Annotated in this window: 17 protein-coding genes; 7 read left to right on the forward strand and 10 right to left on the reverse strand. The window is 69.3% G+C overall.

Going from position 1 to position 18,139, the window contains the following annotated elements:
* Positions 1-34: 34 nt before the first annotated feature.
* A complete protein-coding gene (locus ToN1_RS12095) occupies positions 35-580 on the reverse strand; it encodes a DUF3306 domain-containing protein (RefSeq protein ID WP_169207012.1) in 546 nt (181 codons plus the stop codon).
* On the reverse strand, positions 577-1,044 hold the full coding sequence (locus ToN1_RS12100) for a DUF3305 domain-containing protein (RefSeq protein WP_169207011.1): 468 nt from the start codon (positions 1,042-1,044) through the stop codon (positions 577-579). The genes ToN1_RS12095 and ToN1_RS12100 overlap by 4 nt, the downstream gene beginning before the upstream one ends.
* Before the next feature lie 302 nt (positions 1,045-1,346).
* Here ToN1_RS12100 and ToN1_RS12105 point away from each other — a divergent pair, with 302 nt between their 5' ends.
* The 3 genes from ToN1_RS12105 to ToN1_RS12115 are packed head-to-tail and all read left to right on the forward strand — an operon-like array spanning position 1,347 to position 3,684.
* Complete coding sequence (locus ToN1_RS12105; protein ID WP_169205441.1) at positions 1,347-2,183, forward strand: formate dehydrogenase accessory sulfurtransferase FdhD; 837 nt, start codon at positions 1,347-1,349, stop codon at positions 2,181-2,183.
* Positions 2,180-2,764: a molybdenum cofactor guanylyltransferase MobA gene (gene mobA, locus ToN1_RS12110; RefSeq protein WP_169205440.1), complete on the forward strand. Its 585-nt coding sequence runs from the start codon at positions 2,180-2,182 to the stop codon at positions 2,762-2,764. The genes ToN1_RS12105 and mobA overlap by 4 nt, the downstream gene beginning before the upstream one ends.
* Positions 2,761-3,684 (forward strand): helix-turn-helix transcriptional regulator, encoded by a 924-nt coding sequence (locus tag ToN1_RS12115; RefSeq protein WP_169205439.1) that lies wholly within the window; start codon positions 2,761-2,763, stop codon positions 3,682-3,684. Before mobA ends, ToN1_RS12115 begins: the two co-directional genes overlap by 4 nt.
* Here ToN1_RS12115 and mobB read toward each other — a convergent pair.
* The 6 genes from mobB to def form a co-directional block, all read right to left on the reverse strand.
* Positions 3,650-4,168: a molybdopterin-guanine dinucleotide biosynthesis protein B gene (gene mobB, locus ToN1_RS12120; protein WP_169205438.1), complete on the reverse strand. Its 519-nt coding sequence runs from the start codon at positions 4,166-4,168 to the stop codon at positions 3,650-3,652. The two genes, ToN1_RS12115 and mobB, sit on opposite strands and share 35 nt — an antisense overlap.
* Before the next feature lie 34 nt (positions 4,169-4,202).
* Entirely contained in the window at positions 4,203-5,591 is a 1,389-nt protein-coding gene (locus ToN1_RS12125) for a sigma-54-dependent transcriptional regulator (RefSeq protein ID WP_169205449.1), read from the reverse strand.
* 99 nt (positions 5,592-5,690) lie between these two features.
* Positions 5,691-7,730 carry a sensor histidine kinase gene (locus ToN1_RS12130; RefSeq protein ID WP_169205448.1) on the reverse strand — a complete coding sequence of 680 codons (2,040 nt, stop codon included), beginning with the start codon at positions 7,728-7,730 and terminating at the stop codon, positions 5,691-5,693.
* 132 nt (positions 7,731-7,862) lie between these two features.
* Positions 7,863-8,711, reverse strand: a complete 849-nt coding sequence (gene htpX / locus ToN1_RS12135) for a zinc metalloprotease HtpX (protein WP_169205437.1) — start codon at positions 8,709-8,711, stop codon at positions 7,863-7,865.
* Between the two features lie 98 nt (positions 8,712-8,809).
* Positions 8,810-9,757, reverse strand: a complete 948-nt coding sequence (gene fmt, locus ToN1_RS12140; RefSeq protein WP_169205436.1) for a methionyl-tRNA formyltransferase — start codon at positions 9,755-9,757, stop codon at positions 8,810-8,812.
* Positions 9,754-10,257 carry a peptide deformylase gene (gene def / locus ToN1_RS12145; RefSeq protein ID WP_169205435.1) on the reverse strand — a complete coding sequence of 168 codons (504 nt, stop codon included), beginning with the start codon at positions 10,255-10,257 and terminating at the stop codon, positions 9,754-9,756. The genes fmt and def overlap by 4 nt, the downstream gene beginning before the upstream one ends.
* A gap of 160 nt (positions 10,258-10,417) precedes the next feature.
* Here def and ToN1_RS12150 point away from each other — a divergent pair, with 160 nt between their 5' ends.
* From ToN1_RS12150 to ToN1_RS12165, 4 genes are all read left to right on the forward strand, one after another.
* Positions 10,418-11,443 (forward strand): LysM peptidoglycan-binding domain-containing protein, encoded by a 1,026-nt coding sequence (locus ToN1_RS12150; protein ID WP_169205434.1) that lies wholly within the window; start codon positions 10,418-10,420, stop codon positions 11,441-11,443.
* A 10-nt stretch (positions 11,444-11,453) separates the two neighbouring features.
* Complete coding sequence (gene dprA, locus ToN1_RS12155) at positions 11,454-12,608, forward strand: DNA-processing protein DprA (protein ID WP_169205433.1); 1,155 nt, start codon at positions 11,454-11,456, stop codon at positions 12,606-12,608.
* A 17-nt stretch (positions 12,609-12,625) separates the two neighbouring features.
* Complete coding sequence (locus ToN1_RS12160) at positions 12,626-13,093, forward strand: Smg family protein (RefSeq protein WP_169205432.1); 468 nt, start codon at positions 12,626-12,628, stop codon at positions 13,091-13,093.
* A 105-nt stretch (positions 13,094-13,198) separates the two neighbouring features.
* Complete coding sequence (locus ToN1_RS12165) at positions 13,199-15,787, forward strand: DNA topoisomerase III (protein WP_169205431.1); 2,589 nt, start codon at positions 13,199-13,201, stop codon at positions 15,785-15,787.
* 13 nt (positions 15,788-15,800) lie between these two features.
* On the opposite strand, the gene ToN1_RS12170 is transcribed toward ToN1_RS12165, so the two are convergent.
* Complete coding sequence (locus tag ToN1_RS12170; protein ID WP_169205430.1) at positions 15,801-16,949, reverse strand: NAD(P)/FAD-dependent oxidoreductase; 1,149 nt, start codon at positions 16,947-16,949, stop codon at positions 15,801-15,803.
* A 225-nt stretch (positions 16,950-17,174) separates the two neighbouring features.
* Positions 17,175-18,113, reverse strand: coding sequence for a hydrogen peroxide-inducible genes activator (locus ToN1_RS12175; protein WP_169205429.1), 939 nt, complete (start codon positions 18,111-18,113; stop codon positions 17,175-17,177).
* Between the last annotated feature and the right edge of the window lie 26 nt (positions 18,114-18,139).

Raw genomic sequence — 18,139 nt, forward strand, 5'->3', positions numbered from 1 at the left:
TAAAAGTCCCAGCGGCCCCAAAATGTCGCATTTCCTACGCGCGATGCTCGGGCATGGCGTCGCCGTGGCCGTCGCCCTCATCCTCGCCTGCGGACGTCGCCGCCGCGGGTGACGGACCGGGCTCGGCAGCGGCGGCCGCCTGCGGCGGGGCCGGCTGCACGGCGCTCTCGTCCGCCTCCTCATCCTTGAGCAGGGTCTCGAACTGCCGCAGCTTCTGCAGCATGTCCGCCGGAATCGGGTCGCCGCCCGAATAATCGTCGATGTAGATGTCGAGCTTGTCCATGCGCTCGAAATGGAAGTGCGGATCGCTGAAGAGCTTGCGCAAGGCCGCGCGGCGCAGCGATTCGCTGACCTCCTTCTTCATGAAGGCGCTGAAGTCCGCCGCGAGGTCCAGGCTGTCGATGGGCGGCAGGGCCGCTTCCGCGGGGGATGCCGGGGTCGCGGCATCGGCCGCGGGCGGCACGGCGCGGGAGGCCGCGCCTGCGGCGCTCGGAGCCGCCGGCACCACCGGGGCCGCGGGCGCGGCGGCGCTCGTCTCGCCGCGCTTCAGCCGCGACCAGCGCTCGAGGAAACGGGTCATGCCTGCTCCCGGTCCTGCGCCAGCGGATCGTTGCGGCGGATCTTCTTCCGCGGCGCCGGCTTGTAGTGCAGGTTCACGAACTCGCCCACCCAGTCGGCGATCTCGCGCGGCATCGCCACGCCGTCGACCTGCTCGCCCGAATCGAGCAGGCGCGCCGCCTCGCCGTAGCTCACCGTGACGGAGAGCGGCTTCGCGACGCCGTCTTCCCTGCGCCACATCACGAACACCTTGGGCACCGGCGAACTCAGGTTGAGGAAGTAGTTGTCCGCCTCGTCGCGAAACAGCTCCAGCGCGAAGCCGCCGACGAGGTACTGGTCGCGGTCGGCCTCCGCCACCAGCTGGCGCGTCGCCCCGGGGTTGTCGCCGAAGGCCGGCACGACGCCGACCGCCTCCCACGCCTCATCCGCCCAGCGGCTCTGCAGGCGGCGGCGCTCCATGATGACGGCGAGGGGAAAACGGTCCATGCGACGAACTCCTGATGACTCGATCCTTCTTAGGATAGGCGAAGCGGCCACGGCGGGCGACCGTCACACCGCCGGCCGATGTCCGAATTTCCCGCCCGCCGCACTAGGAGCCTGTCGGACCTGAAGAATCGAAGCGAAAATTCGGCTGGGCGAGGACAGATTTTGTCGATTTTGCAGGTCAATAGTCATTCTATTGACCAAGAAAGCGGCGAAATATGGACCGCCCAGGCGGATTTGCAGCCGATTTCCTTTAAGTCCGACAGGCTCCTAGAATACCCCCTCGAACCCACCCGTCCCTCTCCATGCCCTCCGCCCCCGACACGCCGCGCCGTCCACTGCTGAGCCACGCGAGCCACCCGCTGACGGTGACGATCCCGGCCGTCGACGAGAACGGCGAGCACGTGCCGACACAGATCGCCGGCGAGTTTCCGCTGACGATCTACGTCGATCGCCGCGAGATCGTCACGCTGATGACGCTGGGCGCCGCGCCCGAGGCGCTGACGATAGGCTGGCTGCGCAACCAGCGCCTGGTCGCGAGCCTGGACGACATCGAGGCGGTGCAGGTCGATTGGGAGGTCAATGCCGTCGCGGTGAAGACGCGCAACGGCCTCGTCGACGCCGATGAGCGCCTCGGCAGCCGCACCGTCACGACCGGCTGCGGCCAGGGGACGGTGTTCGGCGGCCTGATGGACGAGATCGACGCGATCCACCTGCCGGCCGACCGCAGGCTCACGCAGGCGACGCTATACGCGCTGATGGACGCGGTTCGTCACCACGAATCGATCTACAAGCAGGCCGGCGCCGTGCACGGCTGCGCGCTCGCCTGGCCCACGGCCGACGGCTGCGAGATCCTCATGTTCGTCGAGGACGTCGGCCGCCACAATGCCGTCGACGCGATCGCCGGGCAGATGTGGCTGGACGGCCTCGGCGGCGGCGACAAGATCTTCTACACCACCGGCCGGCTCACGTCGGAAATGGTCATCAAGACCGCGCAGATGGGCATCCCCTTCCTCGTCTCGCGCTCCGGCCTCACGCAGATGGGCTGGGAGATCGCGCGCAAGATCGGCCTGACGATGATCGGGCGCGCGCAGGGCAAGCACTACCTTCTATTCACCGGCGAGGAGCGATTCACCCGATGAGCGTGCGCGAAAAGATCACCGGCGTCGTCCTCGCCGGCGGACAGGGGCGGCGCATGGGCAGCGTCGACAAGGGCCTGGTCGAGCTGCGCGGGCGGCCGATGGTGGCTCACGTGATCGAACGCTTCGGCCCCCAGGTCGACGAGCTGATCATCAACGCCAACCAGAACGCCGAACGCTACGCCGCCTTCGGCTACCCCGTGTTCCCCGACGACATCGGCGGCTTCGCCGGCCCGCTCGCGGGGCTGCACGCAGCGCTCTCGCGTGCACAGCATCCGCTGGTCGCGACCGCCCCCTGCGACTCGCCCTTCCTGCCGTCCGATCTCGTCGAACGCCTGTACCGCGGCCTCGCCGAGGCCGGCGCCGAACTCGCCGTCGCACGCACGTTCGACCAGCCCCACCCGGTGTTCTGCCTGTGCCGGCGCGACGTGCTCCCGCACCTCGACGAATTTCTCGCCGGCGGCGGACGCAAGATCGACTTCTGGTATGCGACGCTGAAGATCGTCGAAGTGCGCTTCGACGACGAGGAAGCGGCGTTCCGCAACATCAACACGCGCGACGAACTCGACGACGTCGCACGATGAGCGCGCCCGAGCCGCCCGTCCTCACCCCGCTCGTGCCGGAGAGCCCTTGCCTCACCGCGAGGCAGGCGGCGGCCTACCTGCACCTCAACGAGAAGAAGCTGTACGAGCTCGCCAACAGCGGCGAAGTCCCGGCCGCGCGCGTCGGCGGCAAATGGCTGTTCCCGCGCCGGCTGCTCGACGAGTGGCTGCTGGAACAGGCGCACGGCGGCGTGTTCACCGACCGCCTGCTGATCGCCGGGGGCGACGACGCGCTGCTCGCCGCCGCGGTGCGCCAGCTCGCCGCCGAACTCGGCGCCGAGGCCTTCGTCGCCTACAGTCCGACCGCGACGCTCCCCGGCCTGGAACAGCTCGCCCGCCGCCGCGCCGACCTCAGCGTCGTGCACTGGGGCGACGTCGGGCACAGCACCAGCCTCCACGCGACGCTGCTGCGCGCCCATCCCGGCCACGCACGCTGGACGCTGGTGCGCATCGGCCAGCGCGAGCAGGGCGTGCTGCTGCGCCCCGGCCTCGGCATGGACCAGCTCGACACGCTGGCCGCGTTCGACGTGCGCTGGGCGATGCGGGAACCCGGATCGGGCGCCGCACACTTCCTCGCCTCGTCGCTCAAGGCCCGCGGCCTGCGCGCGGACGACTGCAGCGTCGTCGCGACCGTGCATGGCGAACGCGAGGCCGCCGCCCTGCTTGTGCGCGACGCCGCCGACTGCACCCCCGGCACGCGCGCGACAGCGAGCGAATTCGGCCTCGACTTCCTGCCGCTCGGCTGGGAAGCGCTCGACCTCGCACTGCCGAAGGAGATCTACTTCCGCCACCTCTTCCAGCGCCTGCTCGTGCGGCTCGGCAGCGCCGAGATACGCGAGCTCGCGCAACAGCTCGGCGGCTACGATCTCACGACGCTGGGACGGGTACTGGATCCATCCTGAACACGTAATCCACGACGAAGTCCGCGACCGCCTGCGGGTCGTTGATGTCGAGCTGCGGCAGCGCGGTGTCGAGCTCGACGTCGGTCGCGACCGCGACGATGTGCGGATCCTGCTGGTAGAACGGTGCCTCGCGCACCGCCGTGCGGCGCACCTCGATCTTGGGAATCTGCGCGCGCTTGAAGCCCTCGACCAGCACCAGGTCGCAGGGCGAGAGTTTCTGCAGCAGTTCGTCCAGCGGCAGCTCCGGGTCGCCGCGCAGCTCGTGCATCAGCGACCAGCGCCGCCCCGAGCTGATCAGCACCTCGCGGCAGCCGGCATTGCGGTGCCGCCACGAGTCCTTGCCTTCGTGGTCGATGTCGAAACTGTGATGCGCGTGCTTGATCAAGGACACGTTGAGGCCGCGCGCGGCGAGCACCGCAACGACCTTCTCGATCAGCGAAGTCTTGCCGCTGCCGGACCAGCCGGCGAATCCGATCACTTTCAATGCTGTTTCCTGTCTCACGGGCGCCAGCGCGCACTCACGCGACCGACTCGCCCCACTCCGCGCACTTGCGCTCCAGCGTCTTGCGCGACACCCCCAGGCGCCGCGCCGCCTCCGACTTGTTGCCGCCGCACGCATCCAGCATGCGCAGGATGTGGCGCTTCTCGACCTCGTCGAGCGGCAGGTCCGTGCCGCCGGCGAGCACGTCGCCGCGCGCACCCAGCGCCTCCACCGGGAAATGGCCGAGGATCAGCGAGCGCTCGATGAAGTTGCGCAGCTCGCGCACATTGCCCGGCCAGCCGTAGGTCTCGAGACGCGCGAACAGCGTGTTCGACAGCGCGAGCGGCGGCACGCCCAGCTGCAGGGTCAGCTGCTGCATGAAATGGCGCACCAGGTCCGGGATGTCCTGGGCGCGCTCGCGCAGCGGCGGAATCACGATCTCGACCACCGCCAGGCGGAAATACAGATCCTGGCGGAAGCGCCCGGCGGCGACCTCCGCGGCCAGATCGCGGTTCGATGCCGCGATGATGCGCACATCCACCGGCACCTCGCGCTCCGAACCGACCGGCCGCAGCCTGCGCTCCTCGAGCACGCGCAGCAGGCGGGCCTGCAGCGCCAGCGGCAGCTCGCTGATCTCGTCGAGGAAGAGCGTGCCGCCGTGAGCATAGTAGAAGAGGCCGTTGCGCGTCTCGGTCGCGCCGGTGAAGGCGCCCTTCACGTGGCCGAAGAGCTCGCTCTCGATCAGCCCGGCCGCGATCGCCGCGCAATTCACCGGCACGAAGGGGCGCTGCGCACGCGGGCTCATGCGGTGCAGCGCGCGCGCTGCGACTTCCTTGCCGGTGCCCGATTCGCCCAGCAGCAGCACCGTGCTGGGCATCTGCGCGACGCGCCGCAGGACCGTGCGCAGCTCCTCCATCGCCGTCGAGTTCCCGACCAGGCCTTCGACGTCGGCCGACAGGCCCGCGAGCTCGCGCCGCAGGATGAAGTTCTCGCGCGCGAGGTGGGCGCGCTGGAAGCAGTTCTTGATCGAATTCAGGATCTGGTCGACACGGAAAGGTTTGAGGATGAAGTCCGACGCACCGCCGCGCAGCGCGTTGATCGCGGTGTCGAGGTCGGCGAAGGCGGTGATCAGGATCACGTCGCCGGCGAAGCCCGATTCGCGCAGCTCGTGCAGCCAGTCGAGGCCGGACTTGCCCGGCAGCGCGATGTCGAGGATCAGCAGGTCGAAGTGCAGCCGCGCCATCAGGCGCATCGCGTGCTCGGCGTCCGGCGCGGTTTCCACGAGGCCGCAGCGCGGCTTGAGCGCGCGCTCGAGGAAGCTGCGCATGCCTTCCTCGTCATCGACGATAAGGATCGAATGCGCCTGCCAGTTGAATTCCGGAGTTCCGCCGTGGCCCGGCGCGCCCCCGTCCCGCTCATGCTGCATCGCTGTCCTCTTCATGAGTCGCCCGTTTCTGCGAATGGCCGGCGCACAGTTGGATTTTGATGATAACCGAGCCTCCGCCACCTACGCCCCAACTACGCCTCACCAGCGCCGCAAAAACCCCGGAGCGCTCGGGGATTCGTCATAACGCGCGTCGCGCCTCAGCCACAGTGCGAACTCCGTGCCCTCGCCGGGCCGGCTGTCGACCTCGATACGGCCGCCATAACGCTCGACGATGGTGTAGCTGATCGACAGCCCCAGCCCGGTGCCGCTGCCCTTCTTGGTCGTGAAGAAGGGGTCGAAGATGTGCGACAGATCCTCCGGCGCGATGCCCTGGCCGGTGTCGCGCACCCGGATCACCGCGCCCACCGCCTCGCCGTCCTCGCCCCAGTCTGCCGTCGCGAGGCTCAGGCAGCCGCCCGCAGGCATCGCCTGCACGGCGTTCACGATCACGTTGATCAGCACCTGCTGCAGCTCGCTGCGGTTGATCTCGATGCGCGCGCCGGCACCGAAGTCGGTGATGACCTCGATCGCGCGGCGGTCGAAGTTGTGCTGCGTGAGGAACAGGCAGTCGGCGACGACCTCGTTCACCTCCACCGCCTCCGCGTACCCTGCGAACTCGCCCGGACGCGCAAACTGCAGCAGCTTGGTGACGATCTGGCGGATGCGGTCGGTCTGCTCGTGGATCAGGCGGATCTCCTGGCGCACGGGCTCGGCGGCTGGCCCCAGCTGGTCGCGCATCACATCCAGGTTGCCCTGGATCACCGCCACCGGGTTGTTGATCTCGTGCGCGACGCCCGCCGTCAGTTCGCCGATCGCCGCCAGCTTCTCGCTCATCACCAGCTGCTGCTGCGCACGCCGCAGCGTCTCGTTCGCCTCGCGCAGCTCCAGGGTGCGCTCGGCCACCTTGCGGTCGAGTTCCTCCGCCCAGCGCTGCAGCTCCTCGCGCTTGGCCGACAGCGTGTCGAGGAGCTGGTCGAACTCGCCCGCGAGCCGCCCCAGCTCGTCGCGGCTCGCCACCTCGCCGACGCGCGCGTCCGCTTCGCCCTGCTCGACGCACTGGATCACCGCGTTCATGCGCTCGATCGGCCGGAACACGCTGCGCGCCCAGCGCAGGCTGAGCACCGCACCGGCCGCGCTGATGGCGATGAACAGCGCGAACAGCGCCCCCATCGCCATGCGTCCCGCGCTGCGGAAGGGCTCCTCCAGGAAACCGACGTACAGCATCCCGACCCGCTCCCCGCGACCGTCCGCGATCGGCTCGTAGCCCGAGACGTAATCGTCGTTCACGACGAAGGCCGTGCCCAGCCAGGTCTCGCCGCGCCCCAGCACGCGTTCGCGCACCGCCTGCGACACACGCGTTCCGAGCGCCCGCGTGTCGCCGAACAGGCGCACGTTGGTGGCGATGCGCGCGTCGTCGAGGAACAGGGTGGCGGTCCCGCGACTGCCGAGCGGCAGCGAGCCGTCGCGATAGACGATGGCGTTGATGCGGTCGACCATTTCCAGATTGCCGTTGAGCAGCACGCCGCCCTCGAGCACGCCCACGAGGTTGCGCTTTGCGTCATACACCGGTGCGGCGGCGTGAATCACCAGTCCCCGGTCCTCTGCGGTGCGCGCATCGGGTGCGGCCGCACGCGTTTCCACCAGCGGCAGCCACGCGCGCTCACGCAGCGCCGGGGACAAATATTGGAGCGCCTCGGGCGCGAATCGTTCTACCGTCGTCAGCGCGGTGCCGTTCAGCGCCGACGCCACCGCCGGCCAGGCGAGGCGCGGGGCGGCCGCGCCCGCGAGCGGCTGCGACGCCGCCAACGGGCGGCCTTCGCGGTCGAGCAGCAGCAGGAAGTCCAGGCGCCGCCCGGGAGCGAGTTCCGCGAGCAGCGTGGGCAGCGCCGCCGGCTGCGCGGCGAGCAGCCCGACCAGGCGGTGCGATTCGGCGAGCGCCTGCACGTCGTGCCCGACGCCGATGCGCACGCGATCGAAATACTCGTGCGCGGTGACGAGATCGGAACTGATCTTGAAGTTCAGCAGGCGCTCGTAGCCCTCGCTGCCCCAGGTCCATACCAGCCCCAGCAGCACCGGCACCCCGACGACCAGCGGGGCGAGCACCAGCGCGAGCAGCTTGGCGCGGACCGACCTGCGCAGCCGATCGGTCCAGCGCGGGCGCTTCGGCGCATCACGATCCGCCGCGCGCCCCGACGCCGTGGGAGCGGATTCCTCCGCGAACGGGACCGTTTCGCGGCTGAAGCCGCTCCCACCGGACAAGGGTGGGGAAGCCTAGCGACCTACCATCATCTCGCGCAGGCGGGCGACACGCTCCTGCGTGGACGGGTGGGTCGAGAACAAGCCGCGCAGGCCGCCGCCCGACAACGGGTTCATGATCATCATCTGCGCCGTCTCGGGATGCGCCTCGGCAGCGTGCATCGGGATGCCGCGCGCGTAGGCATCGATCTTCGCCAGCGCGCTCGCGAGCGCCTCGGGGTCGCCCGAGATTTCCGCGCCGCCACGGTCCGCGCCGAACTCGCGCGTGCGCGAGATTGCCATCTGGATGATCATCGCCGCCATCGGCGCGAGGATCATCACAAGGATGGACAGGATCGGGTTGGGCCGCTCGTCGTCGCGGCTGCCGCCGAAGAACATGCCGAACTGGGCGAGCATCGAGATCGCGCCCGCGACCGTCGCCGAGATTGTCGAGATCAGGATGTCGCGGTTCTTCACGTGCGCCAGCTCGTGCGCCATCACGCCACGCAGCTCGCGCTCGGACAGCATGCGGATGATGCCGCTGGTCGCCGCGACCGCCGCGTGGTCGGGGTTGCGCCCGGTCGCGAAGGCGTTGGGCTGCTCCTCGTCGATGATGTAGACCTTGGGCATCGGCAGGCCGCCGCGCTGCGCCAGGCCGCGCACCATGTTGTACAGATAGGGCGAGCTGGTCTCGTCGACCTGGCGCGCGTTGTACATGCGCAGCACCATCTTGTCGGAGAACCAGTAGGCCCACACGTTCATCGCACCGCCGAACAGCAGCGCGATCAGCATGCCCTGCTTGCCGCCGAGCATGCCACCCACGGCACCGAACAGGGCGACGATACCTGCCATGAGGATCGAGGTCTTGAGCCAGTTGCCGAACATGTGCGTATTTCCTTCCTCAGTGATTGGGCTTGTATGACCCCATGTGGGGCCGAACGCCTAGGCTTCAATGCGGAGCGGGGATTTCTCCCCGCGTGCCATCAGGCTCCGCTGCCGAAGCGTTCGCCTGCACTGACCGGGAATCCGCGCAGAAATTCCCCGGCGGGCATGCGCCGGCTGCCCGGCTTCTGCAATTCGACGAGGCGCAGCGCGCCCTCGCCGCAGGCGACGAGGACCCCGGACTCGTCCGCCGCCAGCACCGTGCCCGGCTCGCCGGCTGCGGCGACGGGCTCCGCACGCCAGATCTTCACCGCGACCTCGCGCAGCGTGCCGACCGCGCCCGGAAAGGGATTGAAGGCCCGCACCGCGCGTCCGATCTCGACCGCCGGGCGACGCCAGTCGATCGCCGCCTCGGCCTTGCCGATCTTTGCCGCGTAGGTCACCCCGGCCTCGGGCTGCCGCTCCGCCCTGAGCGTGCCCTGCGGCAGCGCGCGCAGCGCCTCCACCACCATCTCCGCCCCCAGCGCGGCGAGGCGGTCATGCAGGGTCGCGGTCGTCTCGTCGGGGCCGATGGCGATGGCGCGCTTCATCAGCATCGCGCCGGTATCGAGCCCCTCGTCCATCTGCATGATCGTGATGCCGGTCTCGGCGTCGCCGGCCTCGATCGCGCGGTGAATCGGCGCCGCGCCACGCCAGCGCGGCAGCAGCGAGGCGTGGATGTTGATGCAGCCCAGGCGCGGCAGCTCCAGCACCGCCGGCGGCAGCAGCAGGCCGTAAGCCGCGACGACAAGGATGTCCGGCGCGCAGGCGGCGAGCGCCGCGCGCTGCTCCTCGGTGCGCAGCTTCTCGGGCTGGTCAACGGCGATGCCGTGCGCCAGCGCGACCTGCTTGACCGGACTCGCGCTGAGCTTCATGCCGCGCCCGGCGGGGCGGTCCGGCTGGGTCAGCACCAGCGGCACCTCGAATCCCGCGGCGAGGATCGCCTCCAGCGCCGCGGCGGCGAACTCCGGCGTGCCCGCGAAGGCGACGCGCAAGGAAGGCGCGCTCACGCGGTGATCCGCGCTTTCTTCGCCAGCCGCGTCTTGATGCGGCCGAGCTTCAACGGCGACAGGTATTCGACGAAGACCTTGCCTTCGAGGTGATCGAGCTCGTGCTGGATGCACACCGCCAACAGGCCGTCCGCTTCCAGTTCGAAGGGTTTGCCGTCGGCGTCGAGCGCCTTCACGCGCACGCGCTCGGCGCGGCACACGCTCTCGTAGATGCCGGGCACCGACAGGCAACCTTCCTCGCCGATGTGCTCGCCGGACTTCTCCAGGATTTCGGCGTTGATGAACACGCGCAGGTCGGATCGGTCCTCGCTGACGTCGATCACCACCACCCGCTTGTGCACATCCACCTGGGTCGCGGCGAGCCCGATGCCGGGCGCCTCGTACATCGTCTCGGCCATGTCCTTGACGAGCTGACGGATCGAATCGTCCACCTGCGCAACCGGGGCGGCGCGCGTGTGCAAACGGGGGTCGGGATAGCGGAGGATCGGTAATAGCGCCATAAATGCTTGCCGGGTTAAGTCATTACGTGCAGAATTTCAAGTGCTTTGGCATGCTGTCGGGGTCGCCCCGGCATTCGAATCGAGTCTGCGGATTGGATCCTCGACCGGCGGAACGCGTTCCGGTAGCGGAAATCCGGTCCGTTCCAATCGGAAGCGAGCGATGACCCGCATTATATTCCCTCTCCTCTTCAGCGTTGCGACCCTTCTCGGCGCCCCCGCGCTCGCGGCACCGGCCGCGATCGCCGACGATGCCCCCGACAGCCACACGGTCGTGCGCGGGGACACGCTGTGGGGAATCTCGGGCAAGTTCCTCAAGGAACCGTGGCGCTGGCCCGAAGTGTGGCGCCTCAACCGCGACCAGATCCGCAACCCGCACCTGATTTACCCCGGCCAGATCATCGTGCTCGACCGCAGCGGCCCCTACCTGTCGATCGGCCGCCGCATCGGCGACCAGAAACTGCAACCGCAGGCCTATCACGAAGAGCTCAAGGACGCCCTGGCCAGCATCCCGATGCAGGACATCGAGCCCTTCCTGACCAAGCCGCTGGTCGTCGACGAGGCACGCCTGGCCGACGCCGGCACCGTGGTGGCGACCGAGACGAGCCGCGTGTACATGGGCCCCGGCGACACCATCTTCGCGAAGAACATCAAGGAAGACCAGAAGGTGTGGCAGGTGCTGCGCCCGGCCAAGCCGCTCACCGACCCGGTCACCAAGGAAGTCCTCGGCTACGAGGCGATGTACCTCGGCGCCGCGCGCGTCACCGAGAACGGCACGCCGGCCACGCTCGAGATCCTCAGCGCGGTCGAGGAAATCGGCACCGGCGACCGCCTGCTCGTCAGCGACAAGCCCGAGATCTTCTCCAACGTGCCGCACGCGCCCGAGAACGAGGTTGCCGGCCGTCTGATCAGCATCTACCGCGGCGTCGCCGAAACCGGCCGCAACCATGTCGTGACGCTCAACGTCGGCGCACGCGAAGGCATCGAGCGCGGCCACGTGCTGGCGCTGCACCGCAACCGCGGCTCGGTCGTCTACAAGGACGACGACGGCAACAAGGAAACCTACAACCTGCCCGAGAAGCGCTACGGCCTCCTGTTCGTGTTCCGTGTCTTCGACCGCGTGTCCTACGCGCTGGTGATGGAGACCGACGGCCAGGTCTCGGTCGGCGACAGCGTACGCAAGCCCTGACACTCCTGCAGTGGAGGACGATCTTTCCGCCTGGCTGCGGCTGACCCTCCTCCCCGGCATCGGGCCCGAACGCCAGCGCAGTCTGCTCGCCGCGTTCGGACTGCCCGCGCAGGTGTTTGCCGCCGGCCGCAGTGCAATCGCCGCGGTCGCCGGTGCGGACACCGCCGATCTCCTCTTCGCCGCGCCCGACGAGGCGCGCATCGCCGCCGCCCTCGCATGGGCCGCGGAACCGGGCAACCACATCCTCACCCTCGCCGACGCAGCCTATCCGCGCGGCCTGCTCGAGATCCCCGACCCGCCGGTGCTGCTGTACGTGAAGGGCGATCCGGCGCTGCTCGCCGGGAGCGCGCTGGCGATCGTCGGCGCCCGTTCCGCGACGCCGGGCGGCGTCGCCAATGCCCAGGCCTTTGCCCACCATCTCGCCGGCGCGGGGCTCACGATCGTCAGCGGACTTGCGCTCGGCATCGACGCCGCGGCCCACCGCGGCGCACTCGAGCAGGCCGACGGCAAGACCGTCGCGGTCATCGGCACCGGGGCGGACCGCGTCTATCCCGCCCGCCACCAGGCGCTCGCGCGCGAGATCGCGCAGCGCGGCGCCATCGTCAGTGAGCTGGCGCTCGGCACGCCCGCGCTGCCACACAACTTCCCGCGCCGCAACCGCCTCATCGCCGGCCTCGCCCGCGGCGTGCTGGTCGTCGAGGCGGCCGTCGGCAGCGGCTCGCTGATCACCGCGCGGCTCGCGTCCGAATGCGGGCGCGAGGTGCTCGCGATCCCCGGCTCCATCCATTCGCCGCTTGCGCGCGGCTGCCACCGCCTAATCCGCGACGGCGCCAAGCTGGTCGAGACGGCCGCCGACGTGCTCGACGAACTCGCCTGGGGCGGGACAAGGGCACCAGCCCCGCCGCCGGCCCGCAGCCCGGCACGGGGACGCAAGCGCGCGGAGGAGGACGCTTCGCACGCCCTGTTCCCTGCGCCTGCGCCGCACGCGGACCTGCCGCCGGAACAGGCCGCGGTACTCGACGCCCTGGGACACGACCCGCTCGATGTCGACACCCTGGCCGCACGCAGCGGCTTGACGCTCGATGCGCTCTACGCCATTCTGCTGTCACTGGAGCTCGACGGTCGGATCAGCCGACTCCCCGGCGGTCGCTTCCAGCGCCATTGACCAGACGGTGTGCCGCCATGTTCGACATCCTTGTATACCTCTTCGAGAACTACGTTCACGCCGCCGCCTGCCCCGAAATCGACCAGCTCGCCCGCAAGCTTTCGGCGGCCGGTTTCGAGGAGGACGAGATCACCGAAGCCCTCGACTGGCTCTCGGGCCTGCGCAGCATTTCCGACGCCTCGCCGCTCGCGACGACGCCCGCTGCGGGCGCATTCCGCGTGTATGCGGCCGAGGAAGAGCTGCAACTGAGCAGCGAGTGCCGCGGCTTCCTCGCCTTCCTCGAGAATGCCGGCGCGCTGGACGCGGGAACGCGGGAAATCATCATCGAGCGCACGCTGGCGCTGAGCGGATTCGGCGTCAGCCTCGCCCGGCTCAAGGTGATCGTGCTGATGGTACTGTGGCAGCGCGAACTGCCGCTCGACAGCCTGATCGTCGATGAACTGCTCGGGGAAGAAGCCGACGAAGGCGGGCAACTCCTGCACTGAGCGCGTCCGCGGCGCTTGCACCCTTGACGGCGGCCTGCTTATCATGCGCCGCTCGATTACCCCATACACGAAAACCGGCAGGGTTTTCCAAGGCGGCCAAGCGGCATGAGCAAGCAACTGATCATCGCGGAGAAACCCTCGGTCGCGCAGGACATCGCCCGCGCGCTGGGCGGCTTCACGAAAGAAAAGGACTATTTCGAGTCCGACGAGTACGTGCTCTCATCGGCCGTCGGCCACCTGCTCGAGCTGGTGGTGCCCGACGAGTACGAGGTCAAGCGCGGCAAATGGACCTTCGCCCACCTGCCGGTGATCCCCCCGCAGTTCGCGCTCAAGCCGATCGAGAAGACCGACGACCGCCTGAAACTGCTGACGCGGCTGATCAAGCGCAAGGACGTCACCGGCCTGATCAACGCCTGTGACGCGGGCCGCGAGGGCGAGCTGATCTTCAATTTCATCGTGCAGCACGCAAAGAGCGACAAGCCGGTGCGCCGCCTGTGGCTGCAGTCGATGACGGCGAACGCGATCCGCGACGGTTTCGCCCAGCTGCGCTCGGCGCAGGAGGTCGAGGGCCTGCGCCAGGCGGCGGTGTGCCGCGCCGAGAGCGACTGGCTGATCGGCATCAACGGCACGCGCGCGATGACCGCGTTCAACTCCAAGACCGGCGGCTTCCACCTCACCACGGTCGGGCGTGTGCAGACGCCGACCCTGGCGATCGTCGTCGAGCGCGAGCAGAAGATCCGCCAGTTCAAGCCGCGCGATTACTGGGAACTGGAAGCTTCCTTCGGCTGCCAGGCCGGCAGCTACGCAGGGCGCTGGTTCGACGAGAAGTTCAGGAAGCCCGAGGGCGACGAGCACGCGACCGCCTTCCGCCTGTGGGACAAGGCGCAGGCCGAGGCGATCAAGGCGAAGTGCGACGGCAAGCCCGGCACGGTCACGGAGGAGTCCAAGCCCTCGACCCAGCTCTCGCCGCTGCTCTTCGACCTCACCAGCCTGCAGCGCGAGGCCAACGGCCGCTTCGGCTTCTCCGCGCGCGTGACGCTGCAGATCGCGCAGGCGCTGTACGAAAAGCACAAGGTGCTGACCTACCCACGTACCGATTCGCGCGCGCTGCCGGAGGACTACCTCGGCTCGGTGAAGGACGTGCTGCGCGCCTTGCCGATCGAGTACGCGCCATTCGCGAACGAGATCGCGAAGAAGGACTGGGTGAAGCCCAACAAGCGCATCTTCAACAACGCCAAGATCTCCGACCACTTCGCGATCATCCCGACCGGCACGCTGCCGAAGAGCCTGTCGGAAGCCGAGTTCAAGATCTACGACCTGGTGACGCGGCGCTTCCTGTCGGTGTTCTACCCGGCGGCCGAATACCGCATCACGACACGCATCACGCGCGTCGCGGGCGAGGCCTTCAAGACCGAGGGCAAGGTGCTGGTGAATTCGGGCTGGCTGGCCGTGTACGGCAAGGAAGCCGTCAAGGACGACGAGGATGGCGCCAGCGGCGGCGGCGCGCAGCTGTGCGCGGTGCAGCCGAACGAGACGGTATCGACCGACGACATCCTCGTGAAGTCGCTCGTCACCAAGCCGCCCGCACGCTACAACGAAGCGACCCTGCTCTCGGCGATGGAAGGCGCGGGCAAAATGGTCGACGACGAGGAGCTGCGCGCGGCAATGGGCGAACGCGGCCTGGGCACTCCAGCGACGCGCGCGCAGATCATCGAGGGCCTGATCGCGGAGCAGTACATCCACCGCGAGGGGCGCGAGCTGATCCCGAGCGCCAAGGCCTTCTCGCTGATCACGCTGCTGAAGGGCCTCGACGTGTCGGCCCTGACCTCGCCCGAGCTGACCGGCGAATGGGAGCACAAACTCGCGCAGATGGAGCGCGGCCAGCTGTCGCGCCCCGAGTTCATGCGCGAGATCGCGGAGATGGCGCGCGAGGTCGTCGAGCGTGCGAAGCGCTACGAGTCGGACACCGTGCCGGGCGACTTCGTCACGCTGGCTACGCCGTGCCCGAAATGCGGCGGCGTCGTGAAGGAGAACTACAAGAAGTTCGCCTGCCAAGGCTGCGACTGGAGCGCGTGGAAGATCGTCGCCGGGCGGCAATTCGAGATCGACGAGATCGAGACCCTGCTGCGCGCGGGCAAGGTCGGCCCGCTGATGGGCTTCCGCAGCAAGATGGGGCGGCTCTTCAACGCCGAGATCAGGCTCAACGACGACAAGCAGCCGGAATTCGACTTCGGCCAGCCGAAGGACGACGGCGAGGGCGCCGAGCCGGTGGATTTCTCCGGCCAGGAGGCCCTGGGCGCGTGCCCGAAGTGCGCCGCGCCGGTGTACGAGCACGGCATGGCCTACGTGTGCGCGAAGTCGGTGGGGCCGGAGAAGGCCTGCGACTTCCGCTCGGGCAAGGTCATCCTGCAGCAGCCGGTGGAGCGCGAGCAGATGGCGAAGCTGCTCGCCGACGGCCGCACCGACCTGCTCAAGGGTTTCGTGTCGACGCGCACCAAGCGCAAGTTCTCGGCCTTCCTCGTGCGGGGAGCGGACGGCAAGGTGGGCTTCGAGTTCGAGCCGAAGGCACCCAAGGCCGGAGCGAAGACCAAGGCCGGCGACGGAGCCGACAAGGAAGGCTCGGCGGCCGAGGCCGCCGACAAGGCCAAACCGGCTGCGCGCAAGACCGGCACGCGCACGCGCAAGGAAGCCTGAACGGAGGCGCGCGTCAGCGCGCGACGCGGCCGACCAGGCTGCTGCTTTCGCCGACTGGCTCCCCGACCAGCGCGAAACCGCGCAGCGCCCCTGCGCGGTCATGGAACAGCGCGCGCACGCCGCGGGCGGTGGCCGATTCGTGCCATTCGCCGGCGACGGGCGGCGGCTCGCACAGCGCCACCGGGCAGCATTCCAGGTTCAGGCGCCGGACGCGCGCCTTCCAGCGCATACGCGCGGTGTGCCCCGCGAGCACGTCGGCGAGCACCTGCGCACCGGTTTCGATGTCCTCCCCGAGCTCGAACACGCGTCCCTCGAATTCCGCACAGCCGCCCAGCGCGTGAATGCCCTCGGCCGAGCTGTGCATGACCGCATCGACGACGATGCCCGTGGCGACGTCCAGCCCCGCGGCCCGTGCGAGCTGCACGCGCGGTCGGGTGCCCAGCGCGGCGACGAGCACGTCGACGGCGAGCGGCTGGCCGCCCAGGGTCGTGACATCGAGCTCGTGCATGCCCTGGTCGATGCGCTGCACACCGTCCTCGGTGCGGATGTGCACGCCGGCCGCGGCGAGCGCGTCGGCGATGCGTTGCGCACTCAGGGCAGGGACCCTGCCTGCAAGCAGGTTCGGGCCCGCTTCCAGCAAGCTCACTTCGCAGCCGCCGCGCTTGAGGCTTTCCGCCAGCTCGCAGCCGCGAATGCCGCCGCCGACGACGGCAACACGCCTGCGCCCGGCAAGTTCGGAGCGCAGGTAGGCGTACTCGGCGAGGCTGCCGACGGTGAGGACGGCCGCGGCGGCGCTGCCGCGCACGTTCGCCGGCCGGACCGATTCCGCGCCCGTCGCGAGCACCAGCTGCGACCACGGCAGCTCCGGCTGCGCAGGGTTGTCGGTGCGCAGCACGCGGCCGGCGAGGTCGATCGCGAGCGCACGGCGGCGCGGGGTGATGCTGGCCTCGAAGCGGTAGGCCATTTGCTCCGCGGTCGCGATCACCAGTTCGTCGGCCTCACGCTGATGGGCGAGGCCCGCGGGGAGCTGGTCCTTGGAATAGGCCGAGGCGTCGTCCGCGCCGATCATGTGGATCGCGCGCTGGCGGTCGCGCTGGCGCAAGGCACGCAACAGCGCATAGCCGGCGAAGCCGGTGCCGACGATCACGAGCGGTGCATTCACGGCGCTCCCCCGGGGAAGGCATAGTTTCACGCTAGTCGCCGGCGGGCGGAACGGCGCGGCAATCGGTCACGCCGGCCGGTGCCCGGGAAAGACGACGATCCCGGCAAGGCACGACCTTCGGGGCTGGACCCTTCGACGAAGCTGTCCTGAGCGATGCCGAAGGGCATTGGCAGGGCTTCGACAAGCTCAGCCCGAAGGTGCGTCTGCCTGTCGGGTCAAATCGCCTCAGGCGAGCTCCAGCGGCGCCGCACGCCCGATCGGGCGCACGCCGGGCAGGTCGCTCTCGAGGATGGCGGTGCGCAGGACGTCGATCGCGCCGCTGCGCGGGTAGGTGACGCGCCACGCGAGCACAACCCGTCGCGAGGGTTCGGGGTCGGAGAAGGGCCGCACGGCGACCAGCGCGTTCTGCGCCGGCAGGTCGTCCGCGGCGGTGCTGGGCAGCACGGTGACACCGAGGCCGGTGGCGACCATGTGGCGGATCGTCTCCAGCGAGCTGCCTTCCAGCGTGCGCTGCAGGCCGCTGACGCTGCGGCAGTGCGGGCACACTTCGAGCACCTGGTCGCGGAAGCAGTTGCCCGCGCCGAGCAGCAGCAGCTGGTCGTCGGCGAGCTTGTCCGGGTCGATGTACTCGAGCGCCGTCCACGGGTGGGTCGCCGGCATCAGCACGCGGAAGGGCTCGTCATACACCGGCTGCGCGACGACGCCCGCCTCGTCGAAGGGCAGCGACAGGACGATGACGTCGAGTTCGCCGCGCTTGAGCGCTTCGAGCAGCCGCGTGGTGTAGTTCTCGTGGATGATCAGCGGCATGCGCGGCGCGAGCTTGTGCACGCGCGGGATCAGCCGCGGCAGCAGGTAGGGGGCGATGGTGTAGATCACCCCCAGGCGCAACGGCCCGGACAGCGGATCCTTGCCGGCCGCGGCGATCTCGGGGATCTGCGCCGCTTCCATCAGCACCTTCTCGGCCTGGGCGACGATGCGCTGGCCGGTGGAGGTGATCTTGACCTCGGTGGCGCTGCGTTCGAAGAGCTGCACGCCGAGTTCGTCCTCGACCTTCTTGATCGCGACCGAGAGCGTGGGCTGGCTGACATGGCACTTTTCGGCCGCGCGGCCGAAGTGGCGCTCGTGGGCGAGGGCGATGAGGTAGCGGAGATCGGTGAGGGTCATGGTGGAGCGCTGGGCGTTGGCATGCG

This window comes from Aromatoleum petrolei (assembly GCF_017894385.1).
GTDB lineage: Bacteria > Pseudomonadota > Gammaproteobacteria > Burkholderiales > Rhodocyclaceae > Aromatoleum > Aromatoleum petrolei.

Excerpts from the sequence above, each read along its gene's own strand:
- ToN1_RS12100 (WP_169207011.1), bottom strand. The coding sequence starts at position 1,044 with ATGGACCGTTTTCCCCTCGCCGTCATCATGGAGCGCCGCCGCCTGCAG.
- mobA (WP_169205440.1), top strand. The coding sequence starts at position 2,180 with ATGAGCGTGCGCGAAAAGATCACCGGCGTCGTCCTCGCCGGCGGACAG.
- ToN1_RS12175 (WP_169205429.1), bottom strand. The coding sequence starts at position 18,113 with ATGACCCTCACCGATCTCCGCTACCTCATCGCCCTCGCCCACGAGCGC.
- ToN1_RS12115 (WP_169205439.1), top strand. The coding sequence starts at position 2,761 with ATGAGCGCGCCCGAGCCGCCCGTCCTCACCCCGCTCGTGCCGGAGAGC.
- def (WP_169205435.1), bottom strand. The coding sequence starts at position 10,257 with ATGGCGCTATTACCGATCCTCCGCTATCCCGACCCCCGTTTGCACACG.
- ToN1_RS12165 (WP_169205431.1), top strand. The coding sequence starts at position 13,199 with ATGAGCAAGCAACTGATCATCGCGGAGAAACCCTCGGTCGCGCAGGAC.
- ToN1_RS12105 (WP_169205441.1), top strand. The coding sequence starts at position 1,347 with ATGCCCTCCGCCCCCGACACGCCGCGCCGTCCACTGCTGAGCCACGCG.
- ToN1_RS12125 (WP_169205449.1), bottom strand. The coding sequence starts at position 5,591 with ATGCAGCATGAGCGGGACGGGGGCGCGCCGGGCCACGGCGGAACTCCG.
- htpX (WP_169205437.1), bottom strand. The coding sequence starts at position 8,711 with ATGTTCGGCAACTGGCTCAAGACCTCGATCCTCATGGCAGGTATCGTC.
- ToN1_RS12160 (WP_169205432.1), top strand. The coding sequence starts at position 12,626 with ATGTTCGACATCCTTGTATACCTCTTCGAGAACTACGTTCACGCCGCC.
- ToN1_RS12095 (WP_169207012.1), bottom strand. The coding sequence starts at position 580 with ATGACCCGTTTCCTCGAGCGCTGGTCGCGGCTGAAGCGCGGCGAGACG.
- ToN1_RS12150 (WP_169205434.1), top strand. The coding sequence starts at position 10,418 with ATGACCCGCATTATATTCCCTCTCCTCTTCAGCGTTGCGACCCTTCTC.